The organism is Bacillus sp. S/N-304-OC-R1 (genome assembly GCF_019749375.1).
Taxonomy (GTDB): Bacteria; Bacillota; Bacilli; order Bacillales; family Cytobacillaceae; genus Cytobacillus.
In genome coordinates, this window is sequence record NZ_JACWFE010000004.1 from 219,244 (window position 1) to 230,762 (window position 11,519).

General features: G+C 38.7%; 10 protein-coding genes. 8 read left to right on the forward strand and 2 right to left on the reverse strand.

All coding sequences use genetic code 11. The features are described 5' to 3' along the window. Window positions 1–217 precede the first annotated feature (217 nt). The 3 genes from H0173_RS06125 to H0173_RS06135 all read left to right on the forward strand — a co-directional run bounded on the left by H0173_RS06125 (window position 218) and on the right by H0173_RS06135 (window position 3,030). A complete protein-coding gene (locus H0173_RS06125) occupies window positions 218–1,855 on the forward strand; it encodes an AMP-binding protein (protein WP_260631051.1) in 1,638 nt (545 codons plus the stop codon). A 152-nt stretch (window positions 1,856–2,007) separates the two neighbouring features. Continuing rightward, window positions 2,008–2,439 carry a MarR family winged helix-turn-helix transcriptional regulator gene (locus tag H0173_RS06130; RefSeq protein ID WP_221845462.1) on the forward strand — a complete coding sequence of 144 codons (432 nt, stop codon included), beginning with the start codon at window positions 2,008–2,010 and terminating at the stop codon, window positions 2,437–2,439. Between the two features lie 45 nt (window positions 2,440–2,484). After that, window positions 2,485–3,030, forward strand: coding sequence for an NADPH-dependent FMN reductase (locus H0173_RS06135; protein ID WP_221845463.1), 546 nt, complete (start codon window positions 2,485–2,487; stop codon window positions 3,028–3,030). A 731-nt stretch (window positions 3,031–3,761) separates the two neighbouring features. On the opposite strand, the gene H0173_RS06140 is transcribed toward H0173_RS06135, so the two are convergent. Continuing rightward, window positions 3,762–4,478, reverse strand: a complete 717-nt coding sequence (locus H0173_RS06140; protein WP_221845464.1) for a 3-ketoacyl-ACP reductase — start codon at window positions 4,476–4,478, stop codon at window positions 3,762–3,764. Window positions 4,479–5,013: 535 nt separating this feature from the next. On the opposite strand from H0173_RS06140, the gene H0173_RS06145 reads away from it, so the two are divergent. From H0173_RS06145 to opp4A, 5 genes are read left to right on the forward strand one after another with little or no spacing between them, the layout of a single operon-like run. Continuing rightward, on the forward strand, window positions 5,014–6,012 hold the full coding sequence (locus H0173_RS06145; protein WP_313770612.1) for an ABC transporter ATP-binding protein: 999 nt from the start codon (window positions 5,014–5,016) through the stop codon (window positions 6,010–6,012). Between the two features lie 4 nt (window positions 6,013–6,016). Continuing rightward, the gene (locus H0173_RS06150) at window positions 6,017–6,949 is read left to right on the forward strand and encodes an ABC transporter ATP-binding protein (RefSeq protein ID WP_260631052.1); all 933 of its coding nucleotides are present in this window, start codon (window positions 6,017–6,019) and stop codon (window positions 6,947–6,949) included. Window positions 6,950–6,954: 5 nt separating this feature from the next. After that, window positions 6,955–7,917: an oligopeptide ABC transporter permease gene (opp4B, locus tag H0173_RS06155; protein ID WP_221845466.1), complete on the forward strand. Its 963-nt coding sequence runs from the start codon at window positions 6,955–6,957 to the stop codon at window positions 7,915–7,917. Between the two features lie 38 nt (window positions 7,918–7,955). After that, a complete protein-coding gene (locus H0173_RS06160) occupies window positions 7,956–8,870 on the forward strand; it encodes an ABC transporter permease (RefSeq protein WP_221845467.1) in 915 nt (304 codons plus the stop codon). 15 nt (window positions 8,871–8,885) lie between these two features. Next, a complete protein-coding gene (opp4A, locus tag H0173_RS06165; protein WP_221845468.1) occupies window positions 8,886–10,778 on the forward strand; it encodes an oligopeptide ABC transporter substrate-binding protein in 1,893 nt (630 codons plus the stop codon). A 79-nt stretch (window positions 10,779–10,857) separates the two neighbouring features. Here the strand turns inward: opp4A and H0173_RS06170 are convergent, their stop codons facing one another. After that, on the reverse strand, window positions 10,858–11,466 hold the full coding sequence (locus H0173_RS06170; protein ID WP_221845469.1) for a GNAT family N-acetyltransferase: 609 nt from the start codon (window positions 11,464–11,466) through the stop codon (window positions 10,858–10,860). Between the last annotated feature and the right edge of the window lie 53 nt (window positions 11,467–11,519).

The following is an 11,519-nucleotide window of genomic DNA, read 5'->3' on the forward strand; positions in this document are numbered from 1 at the left end:
ATTATTTAGATTATATGAGGAAAAGCAGGAATGATGGCTGCGAATGGCGAAAAATGTTAATGGGTGCTGTAGTTGAAGTTTTATTTTAGAATAATACGTTTGAAAAGCCATAACAGTACCCACACAATTGTTTATGCAAAACAATTGTGCACCAGATTGTTTAAAACCACAGTGATTAGCACGCCCTATTAGCATGCTAAAAGACAGGAGGAAGAAAATGACCGAATTGATCCGTAAAAGTATAGGTATGCTTTTAACTGAAAAGGCACTCGAAATGCCTAACCATGAGGCGCTCGTTTATCCCGACCGCAATCTTCGTTATACATACAGTGAATTCAATACAGTATGTGAGCAGGTGGCCAAAGGCTTAATGGCACTTGGTGTGCAAAAGAGTGAAAATGTGGCAGTTTGGGCAACGAATGTCCCGGAATGGGTTAGCTTACAGTTTGGATCAGGAAAAATGGGTGCTGTTTTAGTAACGGTCAACACGAATTATCGCTCCTCAGAACTTGAATACCTTTTAAAACAATCCGATAGCACCACACTCTTTTTAATTGAAGAATATCGGGGAAACTCCTATATCGATACGATTTATGAACTTTGTCCAGAGCTAAGAACCTCAGAGCCTGGCAAGCTTGAATCGAAAAGGCTTCCTCTTTTAAAAAACGTCATTGTTCTTAGTGAGAAAAAATATCCTGGCACTTATAATTGGTCAGATATTTTGGGGATGGCTGATAAGGTAACAGATGAAGAATTAACTGTAAGAATGTCTGCTTTGGAGCCTGATGATGTCATTAATATGCAATACACATCAGGAACAACTGGTTTTCCAAAGGGTGTAATGCTCACTCATAGTAATTTAACGAATAATGCATATAATATCGCGAAATGCATGGAACTCATGAAAGAGGATCGGCTCTGTATCCCTGTTCCATTTTTCCATTGCTTTGGATGCGTAATTGGAACTCTTGCCTGTGTGAGTGTAGGGGCAACGATGATTCCGGTTCAGGAATTTGATCCAGAAGCAGTGCTGAAGACGGTAGAGCAGGAAAAGTGTACAGCTCTCCACGGTGTGCCGACAATGTTTATTGCAGAGCTTAACCATCCTAATTTTGAAAAATATGATCTTTCGACGCTTCGTACGGGAGTTATGGCTGGATCGAATTGTCCTGTTGAAGTGATGAAAGCTGTTATGAATAAAATGAATATGACTGAAATTACGATTTGCTACGGTCAAACGGAATCATCGCCGGTCATTACACAGACTCGGACGAATGATCCCGTTGAATTAAGAGTGGAAACTGTCGGCAGAGCGCTGCCAAATGTAGAGGTCAGAATTGTAGAACCAGGTACAAACCGCGAATTGCCAGTTAATGAGCAGGGCGAACTCTGTACAAGGGGATATCATGTTATGAAAGGGTACTACCGGAATGATGAAGCGACGAGAGAAGCAATCGATGAAGAAGGCTGGCTTCATACAGGGGATTTAGCGGTAATGGATGAAAATGGCTATTGCCGAATTACTGGACGTTTGAAGGATATGATTATTCGTGGAGGAGAAAATATTTATCCGCGGGAAATCGAGGAGTATTTGTATACTCATCCTAAAATTCTGGATGCCCAAGTAATTGGAGTGCCTGATGAGAAATATGGCGAAGAAGTCATGGCGTGGATTATTCTAAAGGATGGGGAAACAGCAACTGCTGAAGAAATTAAAGAATCCTTTAAACAAAAAGTGTCTCGACATAAGATTCCGAAATATATCGAATTCACGGATGCCTATCCAATGACCGCTTCCGGGAAAATTCAAAAATTCAAACTCCGTGAGCAGTCAATACAATTGTTAACGGTGTAAAAGAGATTTTTTAACCTAGCAAGACCATCCGTTTTTAACATTACGGCTGGTCTTTTTTTGATAAACTTTATGCATTTGTTTTGACAGGTATTTTTGCTTTTAGTAAAGTAGAGATAATAATAGTTGATATATCAACGAATTTAGGTGATACTTTGGAATATAGAGCTTTAGAAAATATTGGGGTATTTATTCATACCATTGATCTTGAAATCACAAGTTATGTGAATAAGCAGTTAGCGCCTTTTCAGTTGACTTCGGAGCAAAATTTGATCATGGCTCTTCTATGGGAGCGTGAGGGGATTTCTCAAAATGAAATCACAGCAAGGCTAAATAAGGATAAAGCTGGAGTAGCCCGAATGATCGTTACCTTAGAGAAAAAGGGTTTTATTCGCAGAGAAGTATGCCAAAGTGATCGGCGCGCTGTTGAAGTTTATTTAACGGAAAAAGGGAAAATACTAGGGAAAGAGGTTACCCCGATCAACCAACAGATTGTGCAGCTCATAAATGAAGGGCTGACACAGGAAGAAATTGTTGAATTAAGAAGAATACTAACCAAGGTTCGCCAAAATGTGAATCAAAAATGAATGAACGTTGATAAATCAACAATTTTAAAATTTGGAGGGTTACATATGAAAGTTGTTGCAATCGTTGGAAGTATTAGAAAAGAGTCATATAATCTTAAGCTGGCAAAATATATTCAGGATAAATATAAAGAGCAATTAGATATCGAGATTTTAAATATTCGCGATCTCCCACACTATGATCAAGATATTGAATTAAATCCTTCAGAACAGGTTCGTGAATTTAAAAACAAGGTTGCGGAGGCAGATGCGGTTCTTTGGGTAACACCAGAATATAATTATTCCATTCCTGGAGTTCTGAAAAATGCAATTGATTGGTTGTCTCGTGTGGAGAAGGTTATGATCGGCAAGCCTTCTTGGATTATGGGTGCAACGATGGGAACATTAGGAACGGTTCGTGCACAGCAGCATTTACGTGACATATTATTCTGCCCAGGGGTAGGATCACCACTGCTGCCTGGAAATGAAGTGTATATCGGTGTCGTTCATGAAAAAATGGACGAAAACGGAAACATCACTCACGAACCAACCGTTAAATTTTTAGACACAGTTGTTCATAATTTTATTGACTGGGCTAGCAAGCGGGTACGCTAATAGGCTGTACTTTGACTATGTTAGTTAAGATTTGAATAGCCGTCATTATTCCGATGACGGCCATTTTTGGGTATTAAATGAGAGGAGTTGTCCGTCATCCTGCCGATGACGACCAGTTTGATAAGAAAAGGAAGTAGAGTTGACCGTCATACCTCAGATGACGACCATCTTGATAAGAAAAAGAAGCAGAGTTGACCGTCATACCTCAGATGGCTGCCATCTTGATAAGAAAAAGGAGCTGAGTTGTCCGTCATACCTCAGATGACGACCATCTTGATAAGAAAAAGAAGCAGAGTTGACCGTTTTACCTCAGATGACGGCCATCTTGATAAGAAAAAGAAGCAGAGTTGACCGTCATACCTCAGATGGCTGCCATCTTGATGAGAAAAAGGAGCTGAGTTGACCGTCATACCTCAGATGACGGCCATCTTGATAAGAAAAAGAAGCAGAGTTGACCGTCATACCTCAGATGGCTGCCATCTTGATAAGAAAAAGGAGCTGAGTTGACCGTCATACCTCAGATGACGGCCATCTTGATAAGAAAAAGAAGCAGAGTTGACCGTCATACCTCAGATGACGGCCATCTTGATAAGAAAAAGTAGCAGAGTTGACCGTCATACCTCAGATGACAGCCATCTTGATAAGAAAAAGAAGTAGAGTTGACCGTCATACCTCAGATGACGGCCATCTTGATGAGAAAAAAAGTAGAGTTGACCGTTATCTAGATATCCTTAAGGATTAGTAGCCCACAGTCCAGCTGTTTTCACGAATACTCTCGGGTTCAGTTTTAATCCAGCGACAATCAGTTCGGCTAAATCTTCAGGCTGCATGATGTTCTCTGCATTTTCTTGAATGAGTTTGTTTTCAAGTGCTAAGTCTGTGGCGACAGTACTTGGTGTTAAGGCAGTTACGCGAATATTGTGTTTGCGAACTTCAAGCATAAGTGATTCGGTCATGCCAATGACAGCAAATTTCGAAGCACTGTAGGCGCTTGTGACGGGTGCTCCTTTAAGACCAGCTGTAGATGCAATATTAACAATATCGCCTGATTTTCTTTCGATCATTTCTGGAAGTACGGCTCTTGTGACATTGTAGACACCCATTAAATTTACTCGAACAATGTTTTCCCATTCATCAGGGGTTAAGTCTAGGAATCCACCAAACTTTGCAATGCCGGCATTGTTGATAAGTATATCTATCGATCCGAGGTCGGATTTGATGTGGTCTACTGCGTGCTGGACAGCTTCAAGATCTGCAACGTCAGCCGCTGCTCCGGACACCTTAACGTCGTATTCTTCCAATTCCGCACTCACTTTTTCAAGATTATCCATGTTTAATCCAATCAATCCAATATTGACGCCTTCTTTTGCCAAGGCAATAGCAGCGGCACGTCCAATCCCTCTGCCAGCGCCAGTAATGATGGCTGTTTTTCCGTTTAACGAAATCATTATGAATCGCTCCTTAAAAATATTATATATTATCTGACCCACTCAATTATTATGTCATAAAATTACCGATATTACCCATTCTAGGAATTAGGACGGATCTTCCAATCGCCTTCTCTTGATATTTACTATATTGGTTATATATACCTGAAAAATAGTAAAAAAGACGCGAAAATGTTTTTATTAAAATATTAATAATGGTATATAAATATTAACAATATTACAAAATATTTCATGCTATTGATAAATAAGTAAGGTGTTAATAGAATAAATTAAATCGTCACAAACCTAGATTTTACAAGGAAAACGAAGGTAATCAAGTGAAAGTCCCTAATAATTTTTTAAAAAATAGGAATAATTAAAATTATTTCGGTTTTTGAAATATGTTAATATTTTATATTGAAATAATTAAATATTTATAATATTATAAAGTAACATTAATTAACAGAAATTCAAAAAATAAATATTGTTGTTAATATAAGATTTATTTAGGTAAAAATTATCAGGTCCTAAGAATCTTTCCATAAGGGTGATTATGTTGAGTAATGCATTATTGAAAATAGAAAACTTAAAGACCTCATTCAGAATAAAAGATGACTATTATGCAGCAGTGGACGATTTATCTTTAACAGTTAATAAGAATGAATTGCTTGCCATAGTTGGAGAGTCTGGCTGCGGGAAAAGCGCACTTGCCTTTTCAATCATGGGTTTACATACAAGAGCTAAGATAGAGGGTAATATTCTTTATAAAAGTCAAAATATTGCTACAAGTTCAGTTAATGAATTAAATAAACTGCGCGGGAAAGATATGGGGATGATCTTTCAGGATCCGCTAACTGCTTTAAACCCGCTTATGACGATTGGAGACCAGATTGGTGAAATCCTTCTTATCCATAATAAAAGCCAATCAGCAGGGAAAAGAAAAGAGAGAGTACTAGAATTGCTTAAGAAGGTTGGTATTCTCAGAGCAGAGCATGTGTTCAATCAATTTCCTCACCAACTATCAGGAGGAATGAGACAGCGTGTAGTAATTGCGATGGCCATTGCTAACGAACCAGAACTACTAATTGCCGACGAACCGACAACTGCATTAGATGTTACGATTCAGTCACAAATTCTCGATTTAATTAGAGAATTAAAAGAGGATAGCCAAGCAGGAATTATCCTAATCACGCATGACCTAGGGGTAGTAGCTGAAATGGCAGACCGTGTAGCCGTTATGTACGCTGGTCAAATCGTTGAAATTGCTGACGTCGTGACACTTTTTAAAAATCCATTGCACCCATACACTAGATCATTACTGAATTCAGTACCAAATAGCGCTGAGGCAAAAGCAAAGCTTCATGTGATCGAAGGGGTTGTTCCTTCATTACAAAATCTTCCGAGAGAAGGCTGCAGATTTAGCGCAAGAATACCGTGGATTAAAGAGACTTCTCATGAAAAGAATCCTGTACTGCATGAGGTAAGCCCAGGGCATTTTGTTCGGTGCACTTGTTATAAAGATTTCTACTTCCCTCATGAAAGTAAGGAGGAATAAGATCATGTCATTTCTAAAAGTTGAAGATGTAAAGGTTCACTTTCCTGTCAAATCAGGCATGTTTGGCAAAACGGTGGGTCATATTAAAGCCGTAGATGGAGTCTCATTATCAATTGAAAAAGGTCAAACTTATGGACTTGTAGGAGAATCAGGTTCCGGAAAAACAACAACCGGGAGAGCAATTATCGGACTAAATAACATTACATCCGGGAAGGTATTGTTTGAAGGAAAGGATATTACTCATATAAAAAACGTAAGTAAGGATGTCCGCAAAGATATTCAAATGATTTTCCAGGATCCGTATTCCTCATTAAATCCCAAAAAACGGGTTATCGATATTGTCGCAGAACCAATCCGAAATTATGAGAAATTAACTAAATTAGAAGAGATGAAGCGAGTTCAGGAATTAATGGAGCAAGTTGGGTTGAGTCCTGAAAGCGTATACAAATATCCGCATGAATTCTCTGGCGGTCAGCGTCAAAGGATTGGGATTGCACGAGCTATTGCCTTAAAGCCGAAACTAATCATTGCTGATGAACCTGTATCAGCATTGGATGTTTCTGTCCAAGCCCAAGTATTAAATTTCATGCAGGAAATCCAGAAAGAACTGGGCTTAACGTATTTATTCATTAGCCACGACTTAGGTGTCATTAAGCATATGTGTGATCGTATAGGGATCATGTACAAAGGAAGATTTGTTGAAGAAGGGTTGCCAGAAGACATATTTCAAAATCCGCAGCATATTTACACGAAGCGGCTTGTTGCGGCAATCCCTGACATCGATCCTAATAACCGCGATCAGCACTTAAAATTCCGTCAAGAAGTAAAGAAAGAGTACGAGAATTCGTATGAAAAGTACTTTGATGACGAGGGTTTAGCTTACAAACTGAAATCAATATCGAATACACATTTTGTGGCTCTGCCTGAGAAAGGTTGAATAGTATGTGGAAATTTATCGTAAGACGTTTAATCACAATGATTCCTCAAATCATTATTTTAAGCTTAATCGTATTTATCCTAGCAAAAATGATGCCGGGAGATGCTTTAACAGGAATGGTCGATCCAAATATTGACCCGAAAACAATAGAAGCGAAACGGGAAGCACTTGGCCTTAATGATCCGTGGTATGTGCAATATGGCAACTGGGTTAAAGGAGCGGTTCAAGGTGATCTTGGTCAATCCTTTCATTATAAGATGCCTGTAACAGAACTGCTTGGCCAAAGAATAATGAACACTGTATGGCTATCTTTACTTACATTGTTATTAACCTATTTAATTGCCATCCCGCTAGGAATTACGAGTGGACGTTTTCATGATTCATGGGCAGACCGGCTAATTACAAGTTATACGTATGTTGGATTTGCCATGCCACTATTTATTTTTGCACTAGTTATGCTATGGTTCTTCGGATTTTATCTTGAATGGTTTCCTACTGGTGGAAGTGTTGAACCAGGGTTAAAGCCAGGGACATTCGATTATTTTATGAGCAAAATCTATCATATGATGCTTCCTGCTCTATCAACAGCTCTCATTGCAACAGTATCTACTGTTCAATATTTGCGAAGTGAAATTATTGATGTTAAGCAAAAGGATTTTATTCAAACAGCAAGAGCAAAGGGTGCATCAGAATCTAGAGTCTATAATCGTCATATTCTACGAAATTCATTATTGCCGATTGCAGCATTTTTCGGATATGAAATTACAGGGCTAATTGGCGGTTCCATCTTCATCGAAAACATTTTTGGGTACCCAGGAATGGGGCAATTAGTCTTAGGCTCAGTATTACTTCGTGATTATAGCGTTGTTACAGCCTGTGTTCTCCTTATCGGAATTGCCACTGTTATTGGAGCACTGTTGTCAGATATTATCTTAAGTATTGTTGACCCGCGTATTCGTATTAAGTAATTTAGACGGTATTTTGATAGATTCCCGAGGTGATTCAAATGAAAATAGAAGCAAACAAATTGGATATAGCGGGCAATGCAAAAAAGTTGGAGAAAAGTCCATCGGGTTTTAGCATCGTCTGGCGTGAAATTGTTAGAGATAAGGTTGCTTTAATTTCCCTTATTTTTCTAACATTTGTAATCATTTTTGTATACGGAGTATCGGTATTTCTTAATCAAGAAGAGATTGTAACTGTAGATTTGTTCTCCATACACCAGCCTCCTTCAAGTGAACACTTGCTAGGAACTGACTATGGCGGTCGAGATATTTTTGGACAACTGATTATTGGAACGAGAAATTCCTTATCAATTGGAATTCTTGTCACACTAATGACTGGTATTATCGGAATATTTTACGGACTCATTTCAGGATATTTCGGTGGAACAGTTGATAACATCATGATGCGCGTTGTTGATTTCTTTATGATCTTGCCATTCCTTATGATCGTAATCGTATTCGTTGCAATTGTTCCTAAATATAGCATCCTAGCATTCTCGCTTATTATGACTGCGTTCCTATGGATGGGAAAAGCGCGATTAATTCGTTCAAAGGCACTTCAGGAAAAAGAACTCGACTATGTAAATGCATCGAAGACTTTAGGTTCATCACATTTGAAAATCATGTTTACACAAGTACTGCCAAATTTAAGTTCGATTATCATTGTTTCAATGACATTAAATTTGGCAGCCAATATTGGTCTAGAATCTGGATTATCCTTCTTAGGATTTGGTTTTCCAGAAAGTACACCAAGCTTAGGGACTCTTGTCAGCTATGCAAGAAACCCGCAAACATTACAATTTAGATGGTGGATTTGGGTACCTGCATCATTACTAATTCTAGTATTGATGTTAAGTATAAATAATGTTGGACAAGCGTTAAAACGTGCGACCGACGCAAGACAACGAAGAGGATAAAGAGGAGGTCAAAACATGAACAAGAAACTATTAAAATCTTTTCTTGTTGCCATGCTAGTTTTTGTTCTGGCATTAGCAGGCTGTTCTAAAGACACAAGCAAGCCTGCTGATGATACAGGCAAAAAGGATGACAGCAAGAAAACAGAAGAAAAAGCTGAAGATGGTGTGTATAACATTAAAGACTTTAGCAATGTGAAGACGAATCAAGGAGAAGCAATTGATGGCGGTACGTTCACTTATGGGTTAGTTTCTGATACCCCATTCGAAGGTACTTTAAACTTCAACTTCTATTCTGGTAATCCAGATTCACAAGTTCTTCAATTCTTTGACGAAGGTTTTTTAACATGGGATGCTAACTACGTTTATACGAACGATGGTGCAGCAACTTATGAAAAGGATGCAGAAGTATCTCAAAAAGCTTTAGCTTCACTTTCAGCTGACGAAGCTAAGACTGTTGCAGACAAAGGTGTAACTATTACTTTCAAAATTCGTGACAATGTAAATTGGCATGATGGCAAGCCTGTTACAGCTGAAGACTGGGAATTTGCTCATGAAGTAATTGGTAACAAAGCATATGATGGTCCTCGTTACGGATCAGATTTCACAAACATTGTTGGTATGGATGAATTCCATGAAGGTAAAGCTGACAAGATTTCTGGTATTGAAGTAGTTGATGAAAAGACTTTAAAAATTACTTATAAAGAATCTACTCCATCTCTATTAACTGGTAGTATTTGGACATATCCATTAGCAAAGCACATCTTTGGAAATATGCCAATCGATAAGATTTCTTCATCTCCTGAAGTGCGTCAGCATCCAATTGGATTCGGACCATTCAAGGTTGAGTCAATTGTTCCAGGTGAGTCTGTTACTTATGTAAGAAACGATGATTACTGGAGAGGCAAGCCGAAGTTAGACAAAGTTGTATTAAAAGTTATTAACCCTAACGTAATTGTTCAAGCATTAGAAAAAGGTGAAGTAGATACAGTTGATTCATTCCCTGTAGATCAATACCCTGCTAATGCAAAAATGGCAAACGTTGAATTCTTAGGAATGGTTGATCGTGCTTACTCTTATATGGGCTTTAAATTAGGTTCATGGGATAAGGAAAAGGGAGAAATTAAACCTAACCCAGAAGGAAAAATGTCTGATGTGAACCTTCGCCGTGCAATGTGGCATGCAGTTGATAACGATACTGTTGGTAAGAAGTTCTATCATGGTCTTCGTTGGAATGCGACTACTTTAATTCCGCCTTCACATCCAGAATTCCATGACGATTCAAATCAAGGCCGTGCTTATGATCCGGAACTAGCGAAGAAAATTCTTGACGAAGCTGGATACAAAGATGTTGATGGTGATGGAATCCGTGAAGACAAAAACGGTAAACCATTAGTAATTAATTTCGCTGCTATGTCTGGTGGAGAAACAGCTGAGCCACTAGCGAAGTATTATATCCAAGCTTGGCAGCAAGTTGGCTTAAAAGTTGAATTACTTGATGGCCGTTTACAAGAGTTTAACTCATTCTATGAGCGTGTAGGTAAAAACGGTGACGATGATCCGGCAATTGATGTTTATCAAGGTGCTTGGACTGTAGGTATCGACGTTGACCCTCGTGGATTATACGGTCGCGATGCAATCTATAACTTCTCACGTTATGCAAGTGAAGAAAACGATGCTATTATGTCTGACGGAGTTTCTCAAGCTGCATTTGATGTAGATTACCGTAAAGAAGTATACAATAAATGGCAAAAACTTATGGTTGACGAAGTACCGGTATTCCCAACATTATACCGTGCTGCTCTAGTACCTGTTAACAACCGCGTATTAAACTATGCGATCGGTGACGGAACAGGCGTTTATCTAAACGAATTAGCAGTTAACCAAGAAGCACCAAACCCAGCAAAATAATCTAATTATTAGAGAGACCTGCCTAACTAAATAGGCAGGTCTTTCTTCGGGACAAGGGGACGGTTATTCTGCCTCAAGTTTAGAGTATCTTCGGGACACCGGAACCGTCCCTTAGTCCCATTAACTGCTGAAGATGAGCTTTTACTTTCGGCCATCCTTCGTTTGTGATACTGTACATTACGGTATGACGTATTGTACCGTCTGGCCGAATCATGTGGTTGCGAAGGATGCCTTCTTTTTTTGCTCCGATACGTTCAATCGCTTTTTGAGAGCGGAAATTTTCGTGATCAGTTTTCAGCTGGACGCGATGAAGTCCCATCGTTTCAAAGCAATAGCGGAGCAGCAGAAATTTGCAATTCGTATTGGCGGGAGTCCTCCAATAACTTGGGACAAGCCATGTGGAACCAATTTCTAGGCACTTATGCTCTAAATGGATATCTAGAAATCTAGTCGAACCGATGATTTTATTTGATTGCTGATCGATCATGACAAATGGGATCTCAATTCCTTGATCTTTCAACAACAAAGCTTGTTGAATATATTGAATTGCATCCTTTTCCGATTTAATATGCTTTGTCATGTGTTTCCATATTTGTTGATCCTGAGTGGCTTTAATTAATTCCTCTGTATCTGATTCCTCCATGACCCTTATACAAATTACATTGTTTTCTAATTTAATATTTTTCATATTTGTTCACTCCTTTCCTCTATTAAAAGGGAAATTTGGTATGATAAAAATAT